Below are 26,039 nucleotides of genomic sequence, written 5' to 3' on the forward strand. Positions count from 1 at the left end.
GCGGACATGCGCGTGACGTTTCTCGGCACGAGCGGCGCGGTCCCGACCACCCAGCGCAACACCAGCGCGCTGGCGGTCGAGCGGGAGGGTGACCGCCTCCTGTTCGACTGCGGGGAGGGCACCCAGCGCCAGATGATGCGCTTCGGCACCGGGTTCGGCGTCGACCACGTCTTCGTCACGCACCTCCACGGCGACCACGTCCTCGGCATCCCCGGCCTCGTCCAGACCTTCGACTTCAACGACCGCGAGCGCCCGCTCGCCATCCACGCGCCTCACGGCACCCGCGGCCAGGTCGAGGACCTCGTCCACGCCGCCGGCAACGACCCCGCGTTCCCCGTCCGGATCAATCAGGTCGGCCCCGGCGACACCGTCCTCGACCGCGAGGAGTACGAGGTCCGGACCGTCCGCACCGACCACCACACCAACTCGGTCGGCTACGCCCTCGTCGAGGACGACCGCAAGGGCCGCTTCGACCGCGAGAAAGCCGAGGAAGAGCTCGGCATCCCGCCCGGCCCGAAGTACTCGAAGCTCCACCGCGGCGAGCCCGTCGAACACGACGGCCGGACCGTCCAGCCGGAGGAGGTCGTCGGCCCGCCCCGGCCCGGCCGGACCCTCGTCTACACCGGCGACACCCGGCCGACCGACGCCGTGGCCGCCGCCGCCGAGGACGCCGACCTGCTCGTCCACGACGCCACCTTCGCCAGCGACTGGGCCGACCGCGCGAAGGAGACCGCCCACTCCACCGCCCGCGAGGCCGCCGCCATCGCCGACCGCGCCGGCGCAAAACGGCTCGCCCTGACCCACATCTCCACGCGCTACGCCGGCGACCCCTCCCCTATCGAACGCGAGGCCCGCGAGCACTTCGACGGCGACGCCTGGATCCCCGACGACGGCGAACAGCTCGAAGTCCCCTTCCCCGATGACGGAGACGCCGACGACTCCGAAGATTGACTTTTCGAACTGGCGCGCGCTGGAGCGCGCGTTCATGCGCGCGACCGTAGCCGCGCGAGGGATGAGAAGCGCAGCCTGCGAGCATCGCAAGAGGTTGGGGAGGTGTGAGGCCTCTGCGGTGCTGTGCGGGGCGGTCTGCGGTGCTGTTCCTGGTGGACTGAAAGGGCGAGGCGCGCTCGCGTCCAGTTTAGTCGTCTGAGCGGGCCACTATCCGCGCGGGCGGTGCGGAGAGCGCGGATATCCCGCTCAGCGACCGCGAGCGCGCCGAGGGCTTTCACCGCCTGCTGTCGAATGTGGTCGATCCAGATCCCAGCGAGCGCGCCGAAGACTTTCAGGGCTCACCGTCGACTGCGACGAGCCCGGTCACCGATCCGACTCCCACACCAACTACGACGGATCGGTGGACACATGGGCGACGGCGGAGCATCCACCCACGAGATGGAAATCGACTGGCGGGCGCGGGCGGGCGAGGTGTGGACCGTCCCGAACCTGATCTCCCTCTTCCGGCTGCCGCTGGTCGCGGGGATCGTCCTCGCCCCCGAGTCGCCGGTCCGCTACGTCCTGTTCGCGCTGGTCGTCCTCTCGGACGGCGTGGACGGCTGGGTGGCCCGCCGGCTCGACCAGACCACCGAACTCGGCGCCCTGCTCGACCCGGCGCTGGACAAGCTCACCGCGCTGGTCCTCGTCGCCGCGCTCTACCCGGCGACGGGGCTGGACCTCGCGTACCTCGTCTTCTTCTTCGCGCGGGACGCCTTCGTCGTGGCGCTGGTGCCGCTCGTGCCCGTCCTCGCCTTCGAGACCGAGAAGGTGAAAGCGCGCCTACCCGGAAAGGTCGTCACGAACCTGCAGTTCCTGGCGATGGTGGGGATGCTCGTCCCCGCGGCGACCGCCACAGAGGCGCTGCTGTGGGCGCTGGGCGTCGCCTCCGCCGCCGCGGTCGTCGACTACACGGTCTTCATCGCGCGCGAGCAGACCGACCGCGCGTGGGTCCACGACTGGCAGGGGGTCGCCGTCGCGGCCGTCGCCGTCACCGCGGTCTTCGCGGTCGTCGTCCGGCTACTGCTGGCCGACCAGTTCGCCGAGGCGCTGGCGGCGCTGACGGCGCTGGCGGCGTGACCGTGCTGGCGACACTGGCGTGAGGAGAGGGGTTAGAGGAGCCCGCCGTCGGTCCCGTAGGCGTTCATGTCGGCGAAGCGGTCGGGGTAGTCGCCGGCGGGGTGGGTTGGTTCGTCGCCCTCGACTACGACGCGTTTGAACTTGTCGTAGGAGTTCTCCCAGCCGAGGTGGGCGAACTCGACGCGCCGTTTGAGCGCGTGAGCGAGGCCGCTCCGGTGGTACATCCGGCGGCGCGCGCCCGACTGCAGCGCTTCGACGAGGTCGCCCGCGGAGTCGATGGGCCGGTCGAACTCCACCCAGGCCTCGCCGATGGTGGTCGTGAGGTGGGCGTACGAGGAGAGGTACGTCGGCAGGCCCGACTCGCGGGCGATCTCGCGGGCGCGGCGGTCGTCCCACGGCCAGTGTTTGGGGTTGTACACCTCGACGGCGTCGACCGCGTCGGCGTGGGCCTCGATGTCCGACTCGGTCATGCTGAGCGTGAGGAACTCCGGGTGGGGGACCAGAACCGCGGCGTCGTGGTCGGCGATCTCGGCCATGGTGTCCTCGAGGGTGAGGAAGTCCGGGACCGGTTCGTCGGGGTCGACGGCGAGGACGTGCTTGCGGGCGGACCACCTGTCGGTAAAGTACTCCCGGCCCGGCACCACCAGGAGGTCGTCGTCGGAGAAGCGGGCGGCGCGCTCGCGGATCGTCGAGAGATGGGTGAAGTGGGGGGCGTAGACGATGGCGTCGAGGCCGACGGCCTTGGCGCGGCGGACGACCTCCTCGTCTAAGACCTTGACGTGGAGGTCGACGCGCGACTCCCCGTCGGTCGACGCGCCACCCTGAGCCATGCCACGAACTACGCAAGCCGGACTTTATGTGTTACGAAGCCCGGAGGCGCGCCGTCGGGCGACTGTGCGGTGGGGGGCGGGACAGGACGGGACGGTCGGCGCGGCGTCGTCGCCGCGGCTACCGGAACTTCCCGAGGAGGTCGGTCAGCCCGGCGGCCTTGCGGCCGGCGGCGAGGAACGAGCCGAGGACCACCATGAAGACGTAGAGACCGAGCGTCGAGAGCCAGACGACGAGCATGGCGGCGACGGCGGCCCAGTTGTTCAGGTAGTAGAAGGCGCCGACCGTCATCGCGGTGCCGTAGAGGAGCACCAGGTAGGGGCCCCAGCCGGTCGCGTGGCCGCGGCGCTGGCGCTTGCGGACGTACCGGCGGAGCTCCTCGCGGATGTCGTCGCGGTGGACCGTCTTCTCGTCGATGCGGGTCCGGAGCGACTCCAGCTCTTCACGCAGCTCCGCGACCTCCGCGTCGACGCCCGCCTCCTCCGAGCCCGGGCTCGGACTCGCGGTCGGGCCCGCGGAGGCGGTGCGCTCGTCGCCCGCGGCGGAATCGTCGTCGGCACCGGTGTCGGCGGTCATGGGCGCGTACCTCCACTGTCGCCTGGCTCCCCCTTGGTGTTGGTGGTCCGGCGGTCTGCCAGCACCGCGTTCAGCGCCGCCCCGACCAGTAGCACCGTCGCCCCCGCGTAGTACCACGTCACCAGCAGGAGGACGACACCCAGTACCCCGTACATGTCGAACTGCCCCGCCATCCCCGCGTAGAGCCGGAATCCGGTCCCCAGCAGCGTCCAGCCGACCGCGGCGAAGACGGTCCCCGGCAGCGCCTCGGCGAGCCCCGCGTCGGTGTCCGGGAAGACCACGAACAGCGGGAAGAAGACGACGGTGAGCACGACCGCGAGCGCGACGGTCCCCACCAGCCCCACGAGCGCGACGCCGGCGAGGCTGACGGCGACGCCGACGACGACGAGCGCCGCGAGGCCGACCGCCACCGCGCCCAGGGCGACCGCCGCGTCGCGGACGCGGCCGACCAGCGAGTCCGCCGGGTCGGTGCCGTAGATCCGCGAGAACGCCACGTCCAGGCCGCGGAACACCTTGAGCGCGCTCCAGGCCAGCAGGCCGACGCCGACGAGCGTCGCCGGCGCCGCGCCCGCGGCGTCGACCAGCGTCGACCGGACGAGGTCCTGCCCCACCGGCGAGAGGGCGTTCCCGGTCGCGGCCACGACCTCCGCGGCCAGCTCCGGCCCGCCCACCGTCGACGCGACGACCAGCAACAGCAGCAGCGACGGCAGCAGCGACACGAACGCGTAGTAGGCGATGGCCGCCGCCAGGAAGGTCACCTCCCGCTCGCGCACCAGCGCGACGACCGCCCGCCCGACTGCGACGGCTTCCCGACCGCCCGCTCGCGCCCGCTGGCCGACCGAGTCCGGTTGCACGCTCCCGTCTGCGTGCCTCGCGCACTAATAGCCGCGGGCTCCGGTCGTCGGTCGCGGCTCCCGTGACGGAGCGTTCCGGCGCGCCGGCGTCGCCTGACTCGCCGCGACGCCCCGGACATCGCGTGACGAAAGGACCAAGACGCGCCCGCCGCCCCTACCGGTATGGACCGGGGACTCGACGCGGTCGTGATGCGCGGGACGGTCGTCCTGCTCGCGGCGGGCCTGTTGCTCGTCGTGGCCGGGACGGCCGGCGTGGCCGGCTCGTTCGCGCTCGTGGCCGCGCTCGTCGCCGTCGGCGTCGCCCTCTTCCTCGTCGCGGAGCGGTTCGACGCGACCGGGGACGCGGCCACCGACGGCGGCCGCCTCGACCTGCGCGCGGTGGTCGCGGACCTGTGGCTCGGCCCGTTCCTCGCGGCCGCCGTCGGCGGGTTCTACCTCGGCGCGAGCGCCGGCGAGGTGCAGGCGCTGGGCGGGCTCGTCGGCCTCGTCGGCATGCTCAACTACTTCCTGCGCCCGTTCTACCACCTGGTCTACGGCCTCGCCCGCCGCGTCGCGTCGCTGTGAGTCGCGCTCACTCCTCGACGGCGGCCGCGCGGATCTCGGTCACGTCGGCGTCGGTCTTGAACGTCGTCCCGCCGTAGTGGGTCCGCGAGGCCGAGTGGCCGGCCGCCCGCAGTCGCTCGACGAACTCGTCCATGGCGACGGCGCCGACGCCCCAGCGCTTGCACAGGCGGTGCTGGTCGTAGTGGGTCGGCTCGTCGACCTCCGCCGCGACCGTCTCGCACAGCTCCCGGGCCTCCTCGGCGGTGCCCATCCCGTCGTCCACCGCGTCGCGGACCGCCCCGGCGAATTCGGGGTCGCAGGTTCGCCCCAGCCAGATGGGACCGGCCGTCTGGATCGCCTCGCCGCACTCGGGACACCAGTCGAGCGGGTCGGCGATGAGGCCGGGCGTCGCCTCGCGGTAGAGGCAGTGCTCGCAGTGGTCGACGTGGCCGAGTTCGTCGACCAGGGCGTCTGCGGCCTGCGCGCCCGAGTCCAGCCGGAGGTAGGTGCGGGCGTAGTGTTTCGTGGCGTGGCTGAAGACGGGCCGGGCCGCCAGGTCGTAGCGGGCGGCGGTCCGGACGAGCGCCGAGAGCAGTACTCTGAGGCCCATCTCGGCGTGGTACTCGGTGTTTCGCGGGACCGTCGAGTAGTTGCGGACGCCGCTCTCGAAGTGGGCGCCACAGAGCGGCGCGGTGTCGGTCGCGGTGATACAGACCAGCCGGCTCGCGCCCCGGAAGGCGGCGTCGGCGAAGGGGATCGGCGTGCCGAACGGGTCCACGTCCACCACGTCGAACCGCTCCTCGTGCATGAGGGCGTTGGCGTCGCGGTGGAGGACCCGCCCCTCCAGATCGTTGCGCACGAGGTTCTCGCGGGCGAGTTCGACCGCGTCGGGGTCCACGTCACAACAGGTGGCGTCCCAGCCCTCGGCCGCGGCGCGGACCCCCCTGATGCCGGAGGCGGCGGTGGCGTCGAGATAGCGGGGGGTGCGGTCGGCGTCGCGGTCGATGTCGGCTTCGAGCGCGCGCAGGACGGCGACGGTCAGGTCGCGGTTGAGCTCCTGGACCGGGTTGAAGAACACGTCCTCGCCGACCCCGGCGTCGGCCTGTTCGGGAACCTCGACCGTCACGTCGCCCTCGGTCACGCGCATACCCGGACAACTCCGGCGACGGCGAAAAGCCATGCGTTTGCCGGCGACCACCCGGCGGGCGCCGGCGGTCACCGTGGCCGTTCGGTCACTCCGCGTCGCCCACCGCGTCGACGACCGCCTCGGCCAGCGCCTCGAAGTCGGCGACCTCCGGGACCACGTCGACGGCGACGCCGGCGTCGGCGGCAGTGTCGGCCGTGGGGTCGCCGATGACGCCGACCACCGCGTCGGCCAGTCCCTCGATAGCTTCGGCGCGGACGCCTCGCTCGTCGGCCGCCGCGAGGAAGTGCCGGACGGTCAGCGACGAGGTGAACAGGGCACCGTCGAGCCGTCCCTCGGCGGCCAGCTCCGCGGAGTCGCCGGCGTCTGCGGGCCGCTCCAGCCGGTAGAGCACCGTCTCGTGGACGTACGCGCCGGCGTCCTCCAGTCCCGTGAGCAGGACCGCCGAGCCGTGGTCCGAGCGGGCGACCTCGACGCGGGCGCCCGCGACCTCGTCCTCGAGTTCCGCAACGAGCCCCGACGAGGAGAACTCCGCGGGCACCCGGTCGACGCGGTAGTCGCGCGCCCGGAGCGCGTCGGCGGTCGGCTCGCCGATGGCGCAGACGGTCGCGTCGCCGGGCTCCCAGCGGTCGGCGGGGCCACCGTCGTCGGCCCGCTCGCCGGCCGCGAGTTCGACGCCGGTCTTGCTGGTAAACACGACGTGGTCGGCGTCCGTCCGGGGGGTCGCGCCGGTCGGATCCACGGTCAGCATCGGGTCCGCGACGGCCTCGGCACCCAGCGATTCGAGCAGTTCCACGGCGGCGTCCAGCCGCTCGTCCGGCGGCCGGAAGACGGCGACCCGCGGACGGTCGGCGGCGCTCATCGATCGCTCCCCCCGTTCGACTCGACCCCGTCCGCCGCCCTCGCGGCGTCGCCGTCAGGCACGCCGTCGTCCTCCGCAGGCGCGTCGCTCCCGTAGCCACGGAGGAACTCGACGACCCGCTCGCGCTCGCCGGCCACCTCCCCGATCACGGTGACCGCGGGCGGCGAGATGTCGGCCTCGTCGCGGGCGTCGACGATAGTGTCGAGCGTGCCGGTGGCGACACGCTGGTCCGGCCAGGTCGCCCGCTCGACCAGTGCGACGGGCGTGTCCGGATCCATCCCGGCCGCCCGGAGCGCGGCGGTGTAGTCGGGCAGCTTGCCGACGCCCATCAGGACGACGATGGTGCCGCCCGTCGCCGCGAGCGCCTCCCAGTCGACCGCCGATTCGTCCTTCGTGGGGTCCTCGTGACCGGTGACGAACGAGACCGAGGAGGCGTGGTCGCGGTGGGTCGCGGGGATGCCCGCGACCGCCGGGCCGGCGATCGCCGAGGTGACGCCCGGGACGACCTCGAAGGGGACCCCGTGGTCGGCGAGGTAGGCGGCCTCCTCGCCGCCGCGGCCGAAGACGAACGGGTCGCCGCCCTTCAGCCGGACGACGGTCTGCCCCTCCTCGGCGAGTTCGACCAGCCGCTCGTTGGTGACCGACTGGGGCGTCCGGTCGCCGCCCGCCCGCTTGCCCACGTCCTCGCGTTTCTCCTCGGGGATCAACCCGAGGATCTCGGGACCGGGGAGCTTGTCGTGGAGCACCACGTCGGCCTCGTCGAGGAGTCGACGGGCCTTGACGGTCAGCAGGTCGGGGTCGCCCGGGCCGGAGCCGACGAGGTAGACGGTGCCGGTCATTCCTCGTCACCCGCGCCGGCGTCGGCGTCTCCGTCGCCACCGTCGTCGGCGGCCGTCCGGTCGCCGGCGGGCGTGTCCGGCGAGGCGCTGGCGGCGCCGCTCTCCTCGCCGGCGTCCCGGCGGGCCTGCTCGATCAGGTCGGCCGCGCCGGCGTCAGCCAGGTCGGCCGCGAACTCGCGAGCGGCCGTCGCGTGGCGCTGGACGGGCAACTCGCGCGTCTCGCGGATCTCCTCGTCGCCCTCGCGGTCGAGCACCCGGACGGAGGCACGGACAACCGACCCCTGCAGGACGGCGTAGATCCCGATAGGTGCGACGCAGCCCCCGCCGAGTTCGCCCAGGATGGTGCGCTCGACGGTCGCCTCGACGCGCGTCGGCGAGTGGTCCAGCACGCTCCGCAGGTCCTCCGCGAGGTCGCCGTCCACGGCCGTGACTGCCAGCGTCCCCTGGCCCGGCGCCGGGACGAACTCGTCGGGGTTCAGCTGCCGGTGTTCGACGTGGTGGAGCAGCCCCGCCCGCTCCAGCCCCGCCTCCGCGAGGACGATGGCGTCGTACTCGATGTCCGGGTCGCGCTCCAGCGCCCGCCGCTGGAGTTCGGTCAGGTCCTCGAACCACTCCTCGACGGTGCGGTCGTACTCGGAGTCGTCGTCTTCGTCGGCCCCGTCGTCACCGTTCTCGTCGTCACCGTCATCGCCGTCGTTCAGGTGCTTGTACTCCGCCATGTCCTCGACTTCCTCGTCGGCCTCGGCGACGACGCGACGTTCGTGCTCGGCCAGCAGCGGCGGGGCGAGCAGCTTCTGGATGCGCGTGTCGACGTTCCCGCGCAGCGGCTGCACGTCCAGGTCGTCGCGCTCGGCGAGCAACTGCGCACCCCGGCGGAGGCTGGAGGTGCCCACCGTCGCGCCCTCGGGCAGTCCCGCGAGGGAGGCCCCGTCGCGGGTGACCAGCACGTCCCGCGGCGCGGCCCGCTCGGGGACGCCCGCGACGACCATGTCCTCGGGCATCTCGGTAGGCATGTCCTTCATCGAGTGGACGGCCGCGTCGCAGTCGCCCTCGATCACCTCCTCGTCGAGCGCGCGGACGAACGCGCCGGTCTTGCCCAGTTCGTGGATGGCCTCGTCGGTGATCTGGTCGCCCGTGGTCTCGACCTCGACGAGTTCCACGTCGAAGCGGCGGTTCTCCAGCCGTTCCTTGATGGCGGCCGCCTGGCGCAGCGCCAGGTCGGAGCCGCGAGTCCCCAGCCGGAGCGTCGTACTCATTACCTCTCAGTGGTCGGCCCGCCGTGAAAAGCACACCACTTCCGGGCTCGCTCACCGAGGGCGTCACCACACAGCACAGCCGTCGCTTCGCCCGCACGGCTCGTCCGGGCGGCGGCGGAACTCGGCAGACACTTGCCGGTGGTGACCCAAGCGGGCGGCGATGACGGAGGGGACGTACACGCTGGTCGTCGAACTGGCCGCGCCGGCGACGGTCGAGGTGGGCGCGCTGGGCGACCGGGAGTTCCGGGCGGGGTACTACGCCTACACCGGGAGCGCGTTCGGGCCGGGCGGGTTCGCCCGCGTCGAGCGCCACCGCGAACTGGCCGCCGGCGAGCGCGACGCCCGCCACTGGCACGTCGACTACCTGCTGGGTCACCCCGACGCGGGGATCGACGCGGTCGTCCGGACCGCCGGCGCGGACGTGGAGTGTGCGGTCGGCCGCGCGCTCGCCGGCGAGGACGGGACCGAGCGCGTCGAGGGGTTCGGCGCCTCGGACTGCGACTGCGACTCCCATCTCGTCTACGCCGAGGACGGCGCGGCGCTCCGGCGGGCCGTCGAACGGGCCCACGGGAACGGCGAGCGAGCGTGAGCCGACGGCCCGGGCCCGCTCGTCGTCGCCGATGACCCACCACACCCCCAGGCAACGGACGGCGCGGTCGCTCGCAGGTTTCGCTCTCGCGCGGCCGGTCGCGGCTATCGGCCGGTCGCCTGCCGGTCGACCGACTCCCCGGCGGTCTCGCCGGCGGCGGCCGGGCCGCCGGTGACGGTCACCTCGCCGGACCCGTCGACGACCACGTCGTAGCCGTAGTACGTGAACTCGACCTCGAACTCGCCGTCCTCCCGTCCGGCCGTCTCGACCAGTCGTTCGAGCGCGCCGACGTCTACCGCGTCGTAGAGCGGTTCGTCCAGTTGCAGCGGGTCGACGCCTTCCCGCGCCGCGATCTCCGTGCTCACCTTGGTGCTCAACATTTCACCCATCACCGTGCGACCGTGCGCCAGCGACGGGCTTAACGGTGGCGGTGCGTACGCAAGATTCTGTAGGAAGAAGGGATATTTCTGCGGATTTCGCAGTTTTATCCGGGCGTTGACTCGTGGGATCGGCCACTGGACGGGGAGACGTGTCGCCGCCTCGCGGTCACCCGTCGGCGCCTCGTGGTCACCCGTCGGCGCGCCGCGGTCACCCGTCGGTCGCCGCCGTGCCGAAGTGGTTGAACGGCTGGACGTGGTCCGTCTTGACGATGTCGGAGCTGACGATCTCGATCCCCAGGTCCGTGACCGCGGCGAGGAGTTCGTCGACGGCGCCGGAGTCGGTGGCCACCGCCTCGACGTGGAGGTTCTCGGTCCCGGTCAGTAGCTCGCGGACCCGGACGACGCCCGACAGCTCCAGCAGGTCGTCGGCCAGCCTCGACCGCTCGGCGGGCAGCGCCCGGCAGACGACGAAGACGTACAGCTGGAACCCCGCCCGCTCGTAGTCGATCTCGGGGTGGTATCCCCGAATCACGCCGGTCGACTCCAGTCGGTCGATTCGGTTCCGGACGGTACTGGCAGAGACACCGGCCGCCTCGGCCATCTCGGCGGCCGTCGCCTCCCTGGCGTTCTCCTGCAGCGCGTGGAGGATCCCCCGGTCCACGTCGTCGAGGTCGTGGGCCATACGCCCGTTTGCAGCCCCGGCGCGAAAACCGTTCGGCCGGCGACCTCTCGGATCCGTTACCGAACGCCGTTTCTGCGAGAGCTGAAGTGATGGCCGGTCGACAGCACACGCATGTCCCCGACGGACGACACCGACGTGCTCGAAGCACTCGCGAGCCTGCCGACGGTCGCCCATCCCACCGCCTCGCCCGACGGCGACGAGGTAGCGCTGTACTACGACGCCACCGGGCGCAACGAACTCCACGTGCTCGACGTCGAGACGGGCGAACTGACCCAGTGGTCCGACGGCGAGGTGCCGCGCAACGCCCGCTGGTTCCCCAAGTGGGGCGCCGACGGCGACCGCGTGTTCTTCCACCGCGACGAGGACGGCGACGAGCAAAACGACATCTACGCCATCGACCGCGACGGGACGGTCGAACCGGTCGTGGAGATGGACGGCCAGTGCATGCTCACCAGCGTCGCCGCCGACGGCTCACGCATCGTCTTCGGCTCCTCCCGGGACGGCCAGATGAACGTCTACGCCCGCGACCTGGCGACCGGCGAGACGACGAAGCTCACCGACTACGAGCGGGCGGTGTGGGGCGCACACTGCTCGCCGGACGGCGAGCGCATCGCCTACGCGACCAACGAGACCGACGACTTCGACAACCAGGACGCCTACGTCGCCGACGCCGACGGCTCGAACCCCCGGAACCTCGAACTCGGCGAGGTCGGCGCCGAGTGCGGCCCCGCCGGCTGGGGCCCCGACGGTCGGCGGCTGCTCGTCAGCGACAACACACCGGACCTGGGACGTGTCGGGGTCTACGACCTCGATGCGGACTCGGTGACCTGGCTCGGCGACGGCGAGTACGACGAGGACGCGGTCGCGTTCGTCGACGACGGGCGCGTCCTCGCGAGCCGCGACCGCGAGGCCGTGACGGTTCCCGTCGTCTACGACCTGGAGAGCGGCGAGGGGCGGGAACTCGACCTGCCCGAGGGCGTGGCCTCGACCGGGTGGACCTACACCAGCGCCGACCTCGGCGACGGGCGGGTGCTCGTCGAGCACACCACGCCTACCCGCCGCACGGAACTGCTGGCCTACGACCTCGATTCGGACAGCCACGAAGCCCTGCTGGAGGCCGACCACGGCCCCTTCGAGCCCGACGACTTCGCCGACGCCGAGTACGTCACTGTCGAGTCGGACGGCGTTCCGGACACCGAGCAGGCCGCCGTCGAGCACGACCCCTACGACGAACTCGAGATCGGCGCCCTGCTGTACGACTCGGGCGAGCGCCCCTCGCCGCTGATCGTCAACCCCCACGGCGGCCCGATGGCCCGCGACGCCAAGCGGTTCGACCTCTACACGCAGGTGCTCGCGATGCGCGGGTACTCCGTCCTGCAGGTCAACTACCGCGGCTCGACCGGTCGGGGCCGGGAGTTCAAAGAGCGGCTGCTGGACGACTGGGGCGGCGCCGAACAGGGCGACGTGGCGACCGCCGCCGAGGCCGTCGTCGAGGAACGGGACTGGATCGACGACGGCCGCGTCGTCGTCTTCGGCGGCTCCTACGGCGGCTACTCCGCCTACTGGCAGGCCGTCCAGTACCCCGACCTCTACGACGCCGCGGTCGCCTGGATCGGCATCTCCGATCTGGAGGACATGTACGAGAACACGATGCCCCACTTCAGGACGGAACTCATGGAGAAGTACCTCGGGACGCCCGACGAGAACCCCGAGCTGTACGCGGAGCGCTCGCCGGTGACCCACGTCGAGAACGTCGATTCGCCGTTGCTGGTCGTCCACGGCGTCAACGACCGCCGGGTGCCCGTCTCGCAGGCCCGGATCGTCCGCGAGGCGCTCGACGACGCCGGCTACGAGGAGGGCGTGACACCGGAGGCGTCGCGGGAAGGCGGCGGCGCCGTCGAGGGCGCGAACGGCGACTTCGAGTACGTCGAACTCGGCGAGGAGGGCCACGCCTCCTCCGACCAGGAGCAGAAGCTCCGGCTGTTCCGCCTGCTCGACGGCTTCCTCGACCGCCGGATCGGCGCGCCCGCCGCGGCCGAGGCCGACGACTGACGCTCGCCGGGACGGCGCGGTTCAGATCCCCAGCGTCGACCGGATCGCGTCGACCGGGCCGCCCCGGTCGAAGAGCCGCTCCATCTCGTCGGCCGCGAGTTCGAAGTCGAAGACGTCGAGGTTCGACCGGATGTGCTCCGGGTCCGACGACATCGGGATCGCCGAGACCATCGGCTGCTGGACCAGCCAGCGGAGCGCGACCTGGCTCGCGGTCTTCCCGTAGCGGTCGCCGATCTCGGCGAGGTCGCCGTCGTCAGCCAGCCCGCCCACGTCGAGCGGGCTGTACGCGGTCAGCATCACGCCCTCCTCGACGCACAACCGCAGGAGGTCGTCCCGCCGCTGCCGGACGTGGTACTCCACCTGATTCGTGAGGATCGGGGCCTCGGAGGCGTCCATCGCCTCGCGCGTCTCTTCGACGGAGAAGTTCGAGACGCCGACGTGGCGGACGAGCCCGTCGTCGCGGAGGTCGTTCATCGCCCGCAGCGTCTCGGCGTGAGGGATTTCGTCGTTAGGCGAGTGGATCAGCAGCAGGTCGACGTAGTCGGTGTCGAGGCGGTCGAGGCTCGCGCGGGTCGACGCGACGGCGTCGTCGTACGCGCGGTTGTCGCTCGCGAGCTTGGTTGTGAGAAACAGTTCCTCGCGGTCGAGTGCCGCGTCGCGGACGGCCTCGCCGACGGCGGGTTCGCTGCCGTAGATCTGCGCGGTGTCGATGTGCCGGTAGCCCGCGTCGAGCGCCGCCGAGACGGCGCGGCGCTGCTCGTCGTGGCTGTCCATCCGCGCGGTCCCGAATCCCAGGGCCGGCACGTCGACGTTCGCGGCCGTCACGTACTCCATACCGCGATATCGGCGGAGGCGGCGAAAAGGCTTGGGCAGGTGTTCGCAGGCGCTCGCCGGGCGAGCCTCCAGCCGAGCGATCCGACGGACGGGTCGCGTCGCGGTGTCAGTCCCGAGCCCGCCGGGGTGTCAGTCCAGGCGTTCCCAGTCGGGCGCGTCGGCGAGGGCGTCGCGGGCCGCGACGAGGTCGGCGTCGGCGACGCCGTAGAACAGTTCGCGGCCGACCGGCGTCCGGACGCGGAGGACGGCCGTGTGGTCGGTCACGTCGAAGACGGCCACCGCCCACAGCGTCGCGTGACAGCGCCACTCGCCCGCCAGCGTCGCGTCGGCCCCGGTCGTCACCCGGTCGCCCAGTTCCCAGCTGAGCCGCGTCGTCCGGTCGAGCGAGACGGGGACGGCGTCGGGGAGCCCGCCCTCGCCGCGCCCGGACGCCCCGTCGCGAGCGCTCTGTGTCGACATACCATAGCCCACGGTAGACCCCATCAAAAATCATCCGCTTCGCTCGCGGTACGGGCCGTCGACGGGTCGACCGCGAGCGGCCCCGCACCGAACGTCACCGGCTGCGACGCGATAGCCCCGCGACGGCGGTCAGGACCCGGTCGGCGTGTCCGTCCCGCTGTTCGTCTCCGTCCCGCCGGTCGCGGTGTCGTCGCTCGCCGTCGTCCCGCCGGTCCCGGGAGTCCCGTCGCCGCCCGCGATCCCCTCGGGTAACTCGACGCGTTCGAGGTCGGTCGTGACGAGGTTGCCCCCGGGGTCGGTCACGTCGAACTCGCTGGTCATCCGGTAGGCCTGGTCCTCCTCGACGCTGGCGTCGCCGGCGGGGTAGATCTGGAAGGTCCCGCCGTTGATCCACCGGGCGAAGCGGGTGTTGTAGTCGGAGAAGATGTCCGAGCCGGCCACGTCGTCCCTGGGCGTCCACTCGACGACCTCGGAGGTGATCTCCAGGATCGCGCCCGGTCGGTAGTTCGACCACCGGACGAGCGCCTTGCCGCCGCCCTCGTCGAAGACGTTCACGTCGTCGGGGTCGAAGACCCGCTCCTGGTCGAGTTCGCTGAACCGCACGTCGACGACGCCCTGGTCGCCGGCGTCGTCGCTCAGCCACGTGAAGTTGTCGTGGAGTTCGTACACCCGCCCTTCGGTGACCTCCGCGTCGTGAGCGGGGAACAGCAGCACGTCCTCCTCGGTGTTGACGTACTCGACGACACGCGTGTTGTAGTCGCTCCAGACCGAGCCGTCCTCGACGCCCTCGACCTCGGGCTGTTGCTCGATGACCGGCGACGTGACGCGGAACTGCGCGCCGGCGCGGAACGCGTCCGCGAACATCAGTGCCTTGCCGCGGCCGCCCGCGACGGCGCCGTCGCCGTCCGTCTCGGTTCCGTCGTCGGTGTCGGTCCCGTCGCCGAGCACGTCTGTTCCGTCTCCGTCAGTCTCCGTCTCGGCGGCCGGTCCCTCCTCGCCGTCGAGCGCGGCACAGCCGGCGAGGCCCGCCGCCGCGCCGGTCGCGAGCGCGCCTTTCTTGAGGATCGATCGCCGTGTCTCGCCAGTAGTCGCGTTCTGATCGGACATATTCGTACTCACTCACCCTCGCGGGTGGCCCGATTACGGGAACTCTGGGGGTGAGTCTGTGGGGCGCGACGCAAAGCCCGGGAAAAGGACCGCCCGGCGCGAGCGCCCCGATCGGCCTGCACACGAAACCCCCGGGGAGTTGCGAGAACTGCCAGCGACGGACACGTCCCGTGATCTGTGGACGTATCCCACGCGACCGGCCGGCGAGCGCAAGCCGTTCAGAGGACGCCGTACTCCTCGTAGACCTCGTCGATGGGCATCCCCTCCTCGATCTTCCGGCGTTCCGCCTGTTCCTCCTCGTGGATCGATTCGACCCGCAGCAACACCTCGTCGACGACCTCGCGGGGGATGAGCTGGGCGCCGTCGAAGTCGGCAAACACGAAGTCACCCGGCCGGATCGTCACGTAGTGGGAGAGGTGGCCGGGCACGTGGATCGGCTGGTCGACCTCGATGATCTCCCAGCCGCCGTGCCAGTTGGGGACCGTCCCCTGCGTGTAGACGGGGAAGTCCTCGAGTTCGCTGATGTAGCGCGTGTCGCGGACGTTGCCCGCACAGAGCATCCCGCGGGCGCCGTGGGCCTTCGCCAGCGTGCAGGACATCTCGCCGAAGTGCGCCGGTTGCATGTCCCCGCCCGTGTCGAAACAGAGGACCGTCCCGTCCTCCTTCTGTTCGACGGTCCGCATCATCCGCTTCTGGGGGTGGACGCCGTCGTTCTCCTCCTCCCACTTCTCCTCGAGGTATTCCTCGACCTCGTCGGTCTTGGGGTAGGTGTGGAGCTTCACCGGCAGCGCGCGCCCGGCGAGGGTCTGGCCGCGGTTGACGCCGAAGAAGTCCTGGTCGAAGACGAACCGGCGGACGCCGACGTTGTACAGCGCGTCGGCGACGCTGCCGCCGTATCCGGCCTCCTTGAACCGCTCGATGCGCTCCAGATCGGTGATGTCCAGCGTACGGGGCTCCTCGTCCAGGTCGAAGTCGTACTCGGGACCCATGAGTTCCGTTCTCACGCGGCCGACGCTTGACTCTGTGGGTGGTCGAAACCCTCTCCGGAGTCTCGGGATCTGGTGTGTCGACCGTTTGAGCGACAAATGGAACCGACAGCACTGCTACCGCGGGAACGACTGAGACTGCGAACAGCGTGAAAGCCCCGACGCGTTCGACTCGGGGGCTTCGCTGCGCTCCTCGGCCTGCGGCCTGCGGTGTCTGAGGGCCACGGCCTCAGATTAGCGGGACCTCCGGTCCCGCGTCACTTGCGTCAGCCGCCATCGTCGAACGCGTCGCCCCTTTCATTCCCACCCGCACAGACTGGCCGATCAGCCGATGCGGGCGGGAATGAAAGGGGCCGTCATCGGGCGGCAGAGCCGCCCGATTGCTCGGGAGAGCTTCGCTCTCCCGGCGCCCGCTCCGGGAAGACGGGCGACGCAAGTGACGCGAGACCTCCGGTCTCGCTAATCTGAGGGCGTAGCCCTCAGACACTGGAACGAGCGGAGCGAGCGAAGCGCGTGGTTCGAGAGAGCAAAGCTCTCTCGTCATCTCGAAAATCTCCGATTTTCGGTGACAGCGAGCCCCTCGACCGGAGCGGGCGGGGGCTTTCACGCTGTGTGCGGTCGCGGTAGGTCGAGCGGTCGAGCACGCGGTCGCTGTCGTCACGAGCGGACCGCTGCGACGGGACCACCACGAACGTCACCACACTAAAGCGGGCAGAAACCGACACCTCGCACATGGAAGTCGTCAACGTCACCGCCGACGCAGAGACGTTCACGAGCAACGCCTACCTCGCGCTCGGCGAGTCGCCGACGCTGGTCGACGCGGGCGCGATGCCCGGCGTCACCGACGCCATCGCCGAACACACCGACGACCTCGACCGGGTGGTCCTCACCCACCAGCACGGCGACCACGTCTCGCAACTGGACGCCGTGCTCGACGCCTTCGACGCCGACCTGTTCGCCTATGCCGACCACCCGCGGCGCACCGACGAACTCGCCGACGGCGACACCGTGCCCGTCGGCGACGAGACCTGCGAAGTCGTCTACACGCCGGGCCACGCCGACGACCACGTCTCGCTGGTCTCGGAGCACTCCCTGTTCTCGGGCGACGTGGTCGTCCACGACGACGGGGCCTTCGACGACGGCAGCTTCGGCCGCACCGACATGGCCGGCCAGTCGCGCGAGCGACTCATCGAGTCCATCGAGGATCTCCTCGATCGGATGCCGGAGGGCGTCGAACACATGTACAGCGGCCACGGCGGCGTCTTCGAGGGCGACGTGCGCGCGGTCGTCGAGCGGGCGCTCGAACGCGCCGAACGGCGCGAACCGAAGTACCCCGACGAGTAACGTGGAGAACGGATCCGAATCGACGGCGGACGGTTCCACTCGAAACGGTGGCGTCGCTGGCCCGGTGAGAGAGAACGGAAGAGAGACCGGCCGAGTTACGCGTTGCGGCGCTCTTTGCTCTTGCGCCGGAGGTTCTTGTAGCCGCACTTGCGGCAGCTCTCGGCCTCGACGGAGTTGCGGGCGTTACAGCGCATGCAGATCTGCTTCTCGAGCTCGCGGTGTTCGGCGGGATCGAACTTGGGCATACCCGCCTTTCCTCGTCACCGCGTTTAAGCGTTGCTTCTCCGGGACGGGCGCGAACGGACACCTCCCCGGGGGGTCGACCGCGAGCGCCCCCTGCCGGTTGAACCAGGGTTAACCGGTTCCCGTCCGAAGCCGCGGTATGAGCGACCTGTACGACCGGATCGCGGACCTGCCGCTGGCGGTCGAGGGCTTCGAGCTGAGCCGCCACGAGATGGACACCTCCGCCGGGTTCACGCGTGTGACGACCGCCGTCGAGCTACGCGGACCGGACGGGACGGTCGGCCGCGGCGAGGACGTGGCATACGACACCGAGGACCACGACCGGCTGCGCGACGCACACGAGAACGACGACCTGGGCTGGGACTTCGCCGGCGAGTACACCTTCGACGAGTTCTCGGCGACGCTGGACGGCGCCGGGTTGTTTCCCGAGCCGCCCGAGCGGGAGGCCTCGCGGCACTACCGCCGGTGGGCCGTCGAGAGCGCGGCGCTGGACCTCGCGCTCCGGCAGGCGGACACCACCTTCGCCGCGGCGCTCGGCCGGAGTTACGACCCCGTCCGGTTCGTCGTCTCGACGCGGCTCGACACCGACGGCGACCCCTCGGCCGACCGGGTTCACGGGTGGCTCGACGTCGACCCCGACGTGGAGTTCAAGCTCGACCCGACCGCCGAGTGGACGCCCGAACTGATGGACGAGTTGGCGGCGACCGACCGCGTGCGGGTCCTCGACCTGAAGAGCTACTACGAGGGAACCGACGTGGACACCGACGCCGACCCCGAGCGCTACCGGCAGGTCGCCGAGGCGTTCCCCGACGCCGTCCTCGAAGACGCGAAGTTCACCGACGAGACACGCGAGCTACTGGACGGCGTCGCCGACCGCCTCTCCTGGGATTACCCGATCACGGACGTGGCGAGCGTCGAGGCCCTCCCTGTCGAACCGGAGTGGCTGAACATCAAACCCTCGCGGTTCGGGACCGTCGCCGACCTGCTCGACACGGTCGAGTACTGCCTGGAACGGGAGATTACGCTGTACGGCGGCGGCCAGTACGAACTCGGCGTCGGGCGCGAACACCTCCACGCCGTCGCGTCGGCGTTCTACCCGGACTCGCCGAACGACATCGCGCCCAGCGCCTACCATAGCCCCGAGCCGCACGCGGACGTACCGAAGAGTCCGCTGGCGGTGCCCGACGAACCGGTCGGGCTGCGGTGGCAGCGCGAGTGAGGGCCGGAACGACGCTGTGGGGCGTCACTCCGAGATGCCCTCGACGCGGACGACCTCGGCCTCCACGTCCTCGGCGACGGCGCCCCAGCCGCCGACCTCGACCTCGCCCTCGTCGGTGTCGAGGACGATAGCGACAGTCCCGCCGAGGCGGTCGTAGGTGGGGTCGGCGACGGCCTCGTCGTCGGGGCCGAGACGCACGTCCACCAGGTCGCCGCGCACCGCGACGGGGTCGCCGGTGTCGGTGTCGCGGCCGCGGACGCGGGCGGTGACCGTCGCCCCTTCGTGCCAGCAGACGGCGGCGTGGCGGACGAACTCCTCGATGCTGATGTAGGCGCTCTCGTCGCCGTCGGCGACGTGCAGCCGCTCGGCGGGGACCCACCCGCAGGTGAGAAACGCCCAGTGGAACAGGAACGTCAGCAGGTCGTCGCCGACCTGGACGCCGTACTCCTCGTCGGTGTGGACGTTCGGCGAGAGAAAGCCCTGCCGGCGGTCGACGACCGTGAGGAAGGAGCCGGGCGAGTGGGAGTGGCGCACCTCGGTGATGGGGCTGTCGGCGAGGCGCTCGGCGGACACGTCGGTGTCGGCGACGGACCCGTTGACGGAGGCGTGGACGACGACGCCGCGCTCGGCGGCGGCCTCCAGGGCGGGCCGGAGGTCGGCGAACTGCGCGGCCGTCCCGCCGAACTCGACGGACACCTCGGCGTCCTCGACGGCGGCGCGGGCGTTCTCGACGACCGTCCGCCGGCGCTTGACGACGCTGACCCGGTGTTCGCTCGGGTCCGGCCGCTCCCAGCGGTCCTCGATCTCGTCGGCGGCGTCGGCCAGCAGCTCCCCCGTCGAACGCAGCTCGTCGAGCACGTCGCCGGGCTCGTCCGCGCGGGCGTGCAGGCGGTCGCCCTCGACGGTCTCGACGAACCCGCGGTCCTCCAGCGTGCGCACCACGTCGTACACCTGCGAGGTGGGCACGCCGGCCCGCTCGGCCACGTCGACGACCGGCGCCGTCCCCTGGTCGAGCAGCCCCAGATAGACGGCCGCCTGGTACTCCGTCAGCCCCGCGCGCTCCAGCGCCTCGCGGAGTCGATCCGTCTCCATGCCGAACCCTGCTCCCGGCCGGAGTAAAGCGTTACCCTGGCCGCCCAGGGTCGTCCTCCGCGACCCCGCGACGGACCGCGAACTCGCATCCGCCCCACCGCGCGTCCGTCGGACTGTGACGACGACGCTACACAACAACGCGCTGTAAATTTCTCGACGCTCCTGTGGGCAAATTATTAGTCGGTGCTCCGGTAACACCGTTCGCTATGGTGGACGACGGCGAACGGTGGACATCGAGGCGAGCGTTGCTCGCCGCGGGCGTGGCGGGCGCGGCGGCGGTCGCGGGCTGTCCCGGCGGGAGCGGGTCGACCGCGACGCCGGACGACGAAGGGTCGAGCGACGGCGACGCAAGTGCGCGCGGTGACACGCCGACGGCGTCCCCTGACAGCGAGGGCGACGGCGAGACAGCGACCGACGACGCGGAGACGGACGCGTCCGCGAGCGACGGCGACGCGGCGGAACCGGGGCAGGCCGTCCTCGTCGACCAGGTCGGCTACCGGCCCGACGACCCGAAGGAAGCCGTCGTGCGCGCCGACGAGGCGACGTTCGAGGTCGTCGACGCCGCGAGCGGCGAGACGGTGACGAGCGGCGACCTCTCGGCGCCGACCGACGACGACGCCTCGGGCGACACGGTGCGCCACGCGACCTTCGACGTTCGCGAGCCGGGGACTTACCGACTCGCGGCCGGCGACGGAGCGGCCCAGTCCCGCGAGTTCGAGGTCGGCGCGGGGATCTACGGGCGGACCCTCGCGGAGATCTGCCGCCGCTACACGCTCCGGCGGGCGAACACCCGGATCGAGGACCCAGTGACCGACCTGGCGTACGGTCCCGGCCACCCCCAGGACCGGGAGGCCCGGCTGTACTTCGACGGCGAGTTCCGCGACGAGGGCGAGCGGGTCGACGTGCACGGCGGCTGGTACGACGCCGGCGACTACGGCAAGTACGTGACGCCGGGCGCGGTCACGGTCGCGCAGTTGCTGCTGGCCTACGAGCGCGACCCCGACACCTTCGAGTCGGGGCAGCTGTCGCTGCCGGCGGGCGTCTCGACGGCCGAGCGCGAGGCCGGGCTACCGGACCTGCTCGCGGAGGCGAAGTTCGAGCTGGAGTGGCTCGAACGGATGCAGCGGCCGGACGGCGCAGTCTACCACAAGGTCGCCGGGCGGAGCTGGCCGGCGATGGACACCCGCCCGAGCGAGGACACCCAGCCGCGGTACGTGTTCGGCCTCTCGACGTACGGGACGGGGATGGTCGCCGGTGCGATGGCGATGGCCGCGCGCGCCTACCGCGAGTTCGACGCCGACTTCGCCGACCGGATGCTCGCCAGCGCCCGCGACGCCTTCGCGTTCCTGGAGGCGAACCCGGACCCGGTCTTCCGGCGCGACGACGGGCAGAACGCCGGATCCGGCGGCTACGCCAAGGAGACCGACCGGACCGAGCGGTTCTGGGCGGCGGCGGAGCTACTGAAGACCACCGGCGACGCGCGCTTCACGGAGTACCTGGAGAGCGAACTCGCCCCGCAGTTCGAGGCGACGCCGCCGGCGGTCTCGTGGGCGAACACGCTCCTGCTGGGTCACTGGGCGTACTACACGGCCGAGGCGGCCGACCCCGGGCGGCGGGCGGCGGTCGGCGACCGGCTCGTCGCCGACGCCGACCGGCTGGTCGAGCGCGTCCGCTCGGAGGGGTACCGCGTCGCGCTGTCGACCGACCAGTACTACTGGGCGTCGGCGAAGCTGGCGGTCGCGCAGGGCGTGAAACTCCTGCTGGCGAACGAGGTCGAGGCGCGAGAGGCCTACGTCGACGCCGCGCTCGACCAGGTCCACTACGTCCTCGGGCGGACGCCGACGGCCCGCTCGTACGTCACGGGGTCGGGCGAGGCGGCCCCGGAGAACCCCCACAGCCGGACCGTCGAGAGTACCGGGGTCAACGTCCCCGGGAACCTCGTCGGCGGCCCCAACGCCGAGGGCGGCGACCCGGCACTCGACGAGCTGATCGCGACCGAGGACCCGCCGCCGGCGAAGTGCTACCTCGACGAGACGGCCTCCTACGCCTCGAACGAGCCGGCCATCGACTACGCCGCGCCGCTGGTCGTCGCGCTGGCGCAGTTCACCCCCGCGTCGGCCGTCGGCGTCGAGTAACGCCGCCGACGCTGGCGATCACGCCACTGACCGGTCCCGCGCGAGAGTTTCAGAAATATCATCCACCAGTGAAAAGTATTACAAGCGGTGCATTCGCCCGTGCTGACATGGTTGGGAAGCACCGACCGAGGGAGACGGGGTATCGACGGGTTCCGCACGCCGCGGAGGTGGAGCGATGACGGACGACGAGTCCGCCGACGCAACCGACGAGAACGGGCAGTCCGAGGGAGCGTCGGTCGACGGGCAATCCACGAGCGGCCAGTCGACCGGTGGGCAGTCGACCGGTGGGCAGTCGACCGACGGGCAATCGACCAGCGGACAGTCCGCGGGCGGCCAGTCGACCGGCGGGCAGCCGGCTGGCGGACAGTCCGCGAACGGGACATCCCCCGACGGCGAGTCGGCTGACGGCCAGTCCACGAGTGGTCAGTCGGCCGGCGGCCAGTCCGCCGGCGGGCAGTCGACCGGCGGGCAGTCGGCTGGCGGCCAGTCCGCGGGCGGGGGATCGTCCGGCGGACAGCCGTCCGGTGGTCAGAGCGGCGGCCAGCCCGCGGGAAGGACGAATGCCCAGTCGGGCGGGCAGGCCAGCGGACAGGCCGGCGGACAGGCCAGTGGTCAGGCTGGCGGACAGGCCAGTGGTCAGGCCGGCGGACAGGCCAGTGGTCAGGCTGGCGGACAGGCCGGCGGACAGACCGGCGGGCGGTCCGCTGGCGGGTCCACGGGCACACAGCCGAGCGACGAGATGACCGGCCCGGCCGCGGGCGGGACGGACCTGGAGCCGAACGTCGCGGCGGCGATCGCCTACCTGTTCGCGCCGCTGACGGGCATCGTCATGCTGCTGATCGAGGGCGACGACGACGACTTCGTGCGCTTCCACTCGATCCAGAGCATCGGCTTCGGCGCGGTCGCCATCGCCGCCTGGGTCGTCGTCGGCATCGTCATGGGGATCCTCACGGCGATCCCGTACGTCGGCGACATCTTCGCACTGCTGGCGCTGCCGCTGAACGCCGTCGTCGGGCTCGGCGCGTTCGCCGTCTGGCTGCTGCTGGTCGTCAAGGCCTACCAGGGTGAGCGCTACGCGCTGCCCGTGATCGGCCCGTTCGCCGCCTCGAACTAGCGGCCCCTGACCGGCCACCGTCCCCGGGCTACCGGGGGCGCGGTTCTGCCGTCGAACGACCTCCAGCGGTCGCTCCGACCGGGTCTACGCCTCGCTCTCGTCGGCGAGGTAGTCGTCCTGCACGGCCAACACCTCGGTCGAGTCCGCGCAGTCGGCGTAGCGCCGGAGCGGCTCCTCGTTGAGTTCGAGGAACGTGTGGCCCCAGGAGAACCGGTCGAGGATCCGTTCGGCCTGCTCGCGCTCGCCGAGGATGCAGAGCGCGCCGGCGAACGCCTCGACGGTGTTCAGCCGGAAGGCAGTCCCGTAGTTGACGGGGTTGCCCGCGACGAGGAAGGGCAGCGAGCGGTGGACCCCCTCGAGGTCGAACGCCTCGCGCTCGGCGGTCTCCCACGAGCAGTCGAGCGCGACGAGGCGGTCCCGCCGACTGCCCGTCCCCTCGCGGTCGGCCGGCGAGAGCGCCCGGTCGGCGAAGGGGTTGAGGACGATCCCCGGCGGCGTCGCCCGCGTCGAGCGGTGGAGCTCGGCCTCGTCGAACTTCGCGAGCCGGCGGGCCGAGCACTTCTCGGGGTCGTCGTCGCCCTCGTAGCGGACGTGTAACTCCACGGCCTCCAGTACTCGCCGGGGTGGCAAAAGCCGCTCGGGTCGGATCCCTTCGGGACCCGATCCGGCGTATACAACTCGTGAAAACGCTGGGAAGGTCTAAATACGATAAATTCAGTGTGTGTACCAATGCTCTCGGAGGGTGCGGCGGCGCCGGCGGTCGAGCTGCCGGCGTACGTCGACGGCGAGCGGCGGCGGGTGGACCTCGACGACTACCTCGGGGAGGGGATCGTCGTCCTCGCCTTCTACCCGGCGGATTTCAACCCCGCCTGTACGATGCAGGAGTCGGACCTGGGCGACCTCGACCTGTTCACGATGCAGAAGGACGTGTCCGTCTTCGGCGTGTCGCCGGACAGCACCTACAGCCACGAGGCGTTCGCCGACCGGTACGGGCTGCACGTCCCGCTGTTGAGCGACCGCGAGGGGCGGGCCGCAGAGGCCTACGGCGTAGCGACCGAGAACGGGGTCGGCGAGCGCCTCGTTCGGCGGGCCGTCTTCGTCGTCGACCACCGCGGGACCGTCCAGTACGCGCAGGCGGCCGACGACCTGGCGGCGTCGCTGGACGTGGCGCCGGTCAAGGAAGCCGTCGGCGACATCGGCGGCGACGACACCGCCCTGGAGCGCTACCGGGTCGGCCACGACCACTACGCCGAGGGCCGGGCGGCGTTCCGGGCGGCGATGGCCGACTACGAGGACCGCGAGTGGATGGACGCCCGGAGCGGGTTCGAGGACGCCGAGCCGGCCTTCACCGCGGCGGCCGACCACTTCGACACGGCGGTGCGGTTCGCCGAGACGGCGGACTTCGAGACGGTCGTCGACCGGGGGGAGGAGAAGGCCGACACGCTGGCCCACGCGGCCAGCTGGCTGGCCGACTCCGCCGACGCGCTCGCGAGCGGTCGCGGCAAGCAGGGCGCGCAGTACCGCGAGGACGCCCAGCGGCTGCTCGACGCCGCGACGGACCTCCCGGAGCCGCCCGACCGCGACGCCTTCCGGCTGGCCGCCGACGGCGTGGAACTGGGCGACTCGGTCGTCGTCGACCCCGAGGCGGACGAGGGGTACGACTGGCGGGCCGACGACGGCGACGGCGGCGCCGACACCGGACTCGGCGTCGACGACGCCGACCTCGACGCCGCGGTGGCCGGCGACGCCGACGACTACGAGCGGAGCGACGAACCGGACACCGTCGAGGGCGACCTGGAGATGGACTTAGACGCCGTCGACGCGGCCGAAGCTGACGACGAGGACGACTCCGAGCAGTCGAACGTCGAGGGCGACACCGTCGAGGGGGACCTGGAGATGGACCTCGACGCGGTGGAGGCGGCCGAGCAGGCCGATGACACCGAGAGTGGCGAGTCGAACGCGGCGGACAGCGAGTCGGACACGGCGAGCGGCGGATCGACGGGGGCGGGCGACCCCGACGCGGACCCGGTCTCCCGCGGGGGGTCGACCGGCGACCGGGAGACGCCGGCCGAACCCGATTCGAGGGCCGAATCGGGTGACGAGGAGGCAGACGACGGGGAGCCGAACGAGACCGGGGAAGCGTCCATGGAGGAACTCGACCTGGCCGACCCGACCGAGGGAGAAGACGACGAGGACGAGGAGGACGAGCGCGCGGACTGGGACATCCCCGGGCGCTGACGCCCGGGACCGCCGTCCTCTTGTCGCGGCCCCGCCAACCGTCGGTATGACCGACCGTGCCGCCGAGCGCGCCCGTTCCTACTACCGCGCGCTCGACGAGGGGGACTACGACGCACTCGCGGCCCTGCTGGCCGAGGGGTTCGTCCACGACCGGCCGGACAGGACTATCGAGGGTCGCGACCGCTTCGTCCGGTTCATGCGCGAGGACCGCCCGCAGAAAGACACCGGCCACCGCGTCGACGCGGTGTTCGAGGCCGGCAGCGGTACGGGCGACCGGGACGCCGACGGCACCGCCGGGACCGACCGCGAGCGCGTCGCCGTCCGGGGTCGCCTGCTCGCCGCCGACGGGTCGGCGATCACCGGCTTCGTCGACGTGTTCTCACTGGTCGAGGGCCGGATCGAGCGGATCGAGACCTACACCGACTGAGCGCGGTTGTCGCGCGGAGCGCTCCGGGGCGCAGACATCGACTCGCTCTCTGCGTCACTCCTTCTCGCCGGCGCCGACCGCTGGGTATCGCCGGCGAGCCCGACGCGCTCTCTGCGTCACTCCTTCTCGCCGGCGCCGACCGCTGGGTATCGCCGGCGAGCCCGACGCG

At 71.7% G+C, this 26,039-nt stretch carries 27 protein-coding genes; 11 read left to right on the forward strand and 16 right to left on the reverse strand.

Translation table 11 applies throughout. The annotated features are described in order from the left end of the window. Window positions 1-6 precede the first annotated feature (6 nt). A complete protein-coding gene (gene rnz, locus ACMGFG_RS01215; protein WP_436928529.1) occupies window positions 7-951 on the forward strand; it encodes a ribonuclease Z in 945 nt (314 codons plus the stop codon). 408 nt (window positions 952-1,359) lie between these two features. Then, window positions 1,360-2,067 carry a CDP-alcohol phosphatidyltransferase family protein gene (locus ACMGFG_RS01220; RefSeq protein WP_436928530.1) on the forward strand — a complete coding sequence of 236 codons (708 nt, stop codon included), beginning with the start codon at window positions 1,360-1,362 and terminating at the stop codon, window positions 2,065-2,067. A gap of 32 nt (window positions 2,068-2,099) precedes the next feature. On the opposite strand, the gene ACMGFG_RS01225 is transcribed toward ACMGFG_RS01220, so the two are convergent. The 3 genes from ACMGFG_RS01225 to ACMGFG_RS01235 form a co-directional block, all read right to left on the reverse strand. Further along, the gene (locus ACMGFG_RS01225) at window positions 2,100-2,897 is read right to left on the reverse strand and encodes a PHP-associated domain-containing protein (RefSeq protein ID WP_436928531.1); all 798 of its coding nucleotides are present in this window, start codon (window positions 2,895-2,897) and stop codon (window positions 2,100-2,102) included. Between the two features lie 118 nt (window positions 2,898-3,015). Then, window positions 3,016-3,471 (reverse strand): ribonuclease BN, encoded by a 456-nt coding sequence (locus ACMGFG_RS01230; RefSeq protein ID WP_436928532.1) that lies wholly within the window; start codon window positions 3,469-3,471, stop codon window positions 3,016-3,018. Next, window positions 3,468-4,325: a YihY/virulence factor BrkB family protein gene (locus ACMGFG_RS01235; protein ID WP_436928533.1), complete on the reverse strand. Its 858-nt coding sequence runs from the start codon at window positions 4,323-4,325 to the stop codon at window positions 3,468-3,470. Before ACMGFG_RS01235 ends, ACMGFG_RS01230 begins: the two co-directional genes overlap by 4 nt. Before the next feature lie 162 nt (window positions 4,326-4,487). Between ACMGFG_RS01235 and ACMGFG_RS01240 the strand changes: the two genes are divergently transcribed. Next, window positions 4,488-4,889 carry a hypothetical protein gene (locus ACMGFG_RS01240; protein WP_436928534.1) on the forward strand — a complete coding sequence of 134 codons (402 nt, stop codon included), beginning with the start codon at window positions 4,488-4,490 and terminating at the stop codon, window positions 4,887-4,889. A gap of 7 nt (window positions 4,890-4,896) precedes the next feature. On the opposite strand, the gene ACMGFG_RS01245 is transcribed toward ACMGFG_RS01240, so the two are convergent. From ACMGFG_RS01245 to hemC, 4 genes are all read right to left on the reverse strand, one after another. Further along, entirely contained in the window at window positions 4,897-6,015 is a 1,119-nt protein-coding gene (locus tag ACMGFG_RS01245) for a tRNA (guanine(26)-N(2))-dimethyltransferase (RefSeq protein WP_436928535.1), read from the reverse strand. Between the two features lie 85 nt (window positions 6,016-6,100). Further along, window positions 6,101-6,874 (reverse strand): uroporphyrinogen-III synthase, encoded by a 774-nt coding sequence (locus tag ACMGFG_RS01250; RefSeq protein WP_436928536.1) that lies wholly within the window; start codon window positions 6,872-6,874, stop codon window positions 6,101-6,103. After that, window positions 6,871-7,713 carry a uroporphyrinogen-III C-methyltransferase gene (gene cobA, locus ACMGFG_RS01255; protein WP_436928537.1) on the reverse strand — a complete coding sequence of 281 codons (843 nt, stop codon included), beginning with the start codon at window positions 7,711-7,713 and terminating at the stop codon, window positions 6,871-6,873. The genes ACMGFG_RS01250 and cobA overlap by 4 nt, the downstream gene beginning before the upstream one ends. After that, on the reverse strand, window positions 7,710-8,969 hold the full coding sequence (hemC, locus tag ACMGFG_RS01260) for a hydroxymethylbilane synthase (RefSeq protein WP_436928538.1): 1,260 nt from the start codon (window positions 8,967-8,969) through the stop codon (window positions 7,710-7,712). The genes cobA and hemC overlap by 4 nt, the downstream gene beginning before the upstream one ends. A 160-nt stretch (window positions 8,970-9,129) precedes the next feature. Here hemC and ACMGFG_RS01265 point away from each other — a divergent pair, with 160 nt between their 5' ends. Further along, window positions 9,130-9,558 carry a GIY-YIG nuclease family protein gene (locus ACMGFG_RS01265; protein ID WP_436928539.1) on the forward strand — a complete coding sequence of 143 codons (429 nt, stop codon included), beginning with the start codon at window positions 9,130-9,132 and terminating at the stop codon, window positions 9,556-9,558. A 104-nt stretch (window positions 9,559-9,662) separates the two neighbouring features. Here ACMGFG_RS01265 and ACMGFG_RS01270 read toward each other — a convergent pair whose 3' ends face one another. After that, window positions 9,663-9,947, reverse strand: a complete 285-nt coding sequence (locus tag ACMGFG_RS01270) for a HalOD1 output domain-containing protein (protein ID WP_436928540.1) — start codon at window positions 9,945-9,947, stop codon at window positions 9,663-9,665. A 199-nt stretch (window positions 9,948-10,146) separates the two neighbouring features. Next, complete coding sequence (locus ACMGFG_RS01275) at window positions 10,147-10,620, reverse strand: Lrp/AsnC family transcriptional regulator (protein ID WP_436928541.1); 474 nt, start codon at window positions 10,618-10,620, stop codon at window positions 10,147-10,149. Window positions 10,621-10,731: 111 nt separating this feature from the next. Here ACMGFG_RS01275 and ACMGFG_RS01280 point away from each other — a divergent pair, with 111 nt between their 5' ends. Beyond that, window positions 10,732-12,672, forward strand: coding sequence for a S9 family peptidase (locus ACMGFG_RS01280; protein WP_436928542.1), 1,941 nt, complete (start codon window positions 10,732-10,734; stop codon window positions 12,670-12,672). Window positions 12,673-12,693: 21 nt separating this feature from the next. Here the strand turns inward: ACMGFG_RS01280 and ACMGFG_RS01285 are convergent, their stop codons facing one another. The 4 genes from ACMGFG_RS01285 to ACMGFG_RS01300 form a co-directional block, all read right to left on the reverse strand. After that, entirely contained in the window at window positions 12,694-13,506 is an 813-nt protein-coding gene (locus tag ACMGFG_RS01285) for an aldo/keto reductase (RefSeq protein ID WP_436928543.1), read from the reverse strand. Between the two features lie 129 nt (window positions 13,507-13,635). After that, window positions 13,636-13,965: a hypothetical protein gene (locus ACMGFG_RS01290; RefSeq protein WP_436928544.1), complete on the reverse strand. Its 330-nt coding sequence runs from the start codon at window positions 13,963-13,965 to the stop codon at window positions 13,636-13,638. A gap of 129 nt (window positions 13,966-14,094) precedes the next feature. Then, a complete protein-coding gene (locus ACMGFG_RS01295) occupies window positions 14,095-15,072 on the reverse strand; it encodes a hypothetical protein (RefSeq protein ID WP_436928545.1) in 978 nt (325 codons plus the stop codon). A 218-nt stretch (window positions 15,073-15,290) separates the two neighbouring features. Further along, complete coding sequence (locus tag ACMGFG_RS01300) at window positions 15,291-16,061, reverse strand: RraA family protein (RefSeq protein WP_436928546.1); 771 nt, start codon at window positions 16,059-16,061, stop codon at window positions 15,291-15,293. A gap of 729 nt (window positions 16,062-16,790) precedes the next feature. On the opposite strand from ACMGFG_RS01300, the gene ACMGFG_RS01305 reads away from it, so the two are divergent. Further along, window positions 16,791-17,402, forward strand: coding sequence for an MBL fold metallo-hydrolase (locus ACMGFG_RS01305; protein ID WP_436928547.1), 612 nt, complete (start codon window positions 16,791-16,793; stop codon window positions 17,400-17,402). A 95-nt stretch (window positions 17,403-17,497) separates the two neighbouring features. Here the strand turns inward: ACMGFG_RS01305 and ACMGFG_RS01310 are convergent, their stop codons facing one another. Beyond that, window positions 17,498-17,647, reverse strand: a complete 150-nt coding sequence (locus ACMGFG_RS01310) for a 50S ribosomal protein L40e (protein WP_436928548.1) — start codon at window positions 17,645-17,647, stop codon at window positions 17,498-17,500. A 137-nt stretch (window positions 17,648-17,784) separates the two neighbouring features. On the opposite strand from ACMGFG_RS01310, the gene ACMGFG_RS01315 reads away from it, so the two are divergent. Beyond that, window positions 17,785-18,864 carry an enolase-like domain-containing protein gene (locus ACMGFG_RS01315; RefSeq protein WP_436928549.1) on the forward strand — a complete coding sequence of 360 codons (1,080 nt, stop codon included), beginning with the start codon at window positions 17,785-17,787 and terminating at the stop codon, window positions 18,862-18,864. Window positions 18,865-18,888: 24 nt separating this feature from the next. Here ACMGFG_RS01315 and ACMGFG_RS01320 read toward each other — a convergent pair whose 3' ends face one another. Continuing rightward, window positions 18,889-19,956 (reverse strand): TrmB family transcriptional regulator, encoded by a 1,068-nt coding sequence (locus ACMGFG_RS01320; RefSeq protein ID WP_436928550.1) that lies wholly within the window; start codon window positions 19,954-19,956, stop codon window positions 18,889-18,891. 206 nt (window positions 19,957-20,162) lie between these two features. Here ACMGFG_RS01320 and ACMGFG_RS01325 point away from each other — a divergent pair, with 206 nt between their 5' ends. Both ACMGFG_RS01325 and ACMGFG_RS01330 read left to right on the forward strand, forming a co-directional pair. Beyond that, the gene (locus ACMGFG_RS01325) at window positions 20,163-22,091 is read left to right on the forward strand and encodes a glycoside hydrolase family 9 protein (RefSeq protein WP_436928551.1); all 1,929 of its coding nucleotides are present in this window, start codon (window positions 20,163-20,165) and stop codon (window positions 22,089-22,091) included. Window positions 22,092-22,266: 175 nt separating this feature from the next. Next, entirely contained in the window at window positions 22,267-23,205 is a 939-nt protein-coding gene (locus tag ACMGFG_RS01330) for a DUF4870 domain-containing protein (protein ID WP_436928552.1), read from the forward strand. A gap of 84 nt (window positions 23,206-23,289) precedes the next feature. Here ACMGFG_RS01330 and ACMGFG_RS01335 read toward each other — a convergent pair whose 3' ends face one another. Beyond that, window positions 23,290-23,808 (reverse strand): DUF367 family protein, encoded by a 519-nt coding sequence (locus tag ACMGFG_RS01335; RefSeq protein WP_436928553.1) that lies wholly within the window; start codon window positions 23,806-23,808, stop codon window positions 23,290-23,292. Window positions 23,809-23,934: 126 nt separating this feature from the next. Here ACMGFG_RS01335 and ACMGFG_RS01340 point away from each other — a divergent pair, with 126 nt between their 5' ends. Both ACMGFG_RS01340 and ACMGFG_RS01345 read left to right on the forward strand, forming a co-directional pair. Beyond that, window positions 23,935-25,443 (forward strand): redoxin domain-containing protein, encoded by a 1,509-nt coding sequence (locus ACMGFG_RS01340; protein WP_436928554.1) that lies wholly within the window; start codon window positions 23,935-23,937, stop codon window positions 25,441-25,443. 46 nt (window positions 25,444-25,489) lie between these two features. Further along, complete coding sequence (locus ACMGFG_RS01345; RefSeq protein ID WP_436928555.1) at window positions 25,490-25,870, forward strand: nuclear transport factor 2 family protein; 381 nt, start codon at window positions 25,490-25,492, stop codon at window positions 25,868-25,870. The last annotated feature ends 169 nt before the right edge of the window (window positions 25,871-26,039 follow it).

Source organism: Halosimplex halobium (assembly GCF_051414055.1).
Taxonomy (GTDB): domain Archaea; phylum Halobacteriota; class Halobacteria; order Halobacteriales; family Haloarculaceae; genus Halosimplex; species Halosimplex halobium.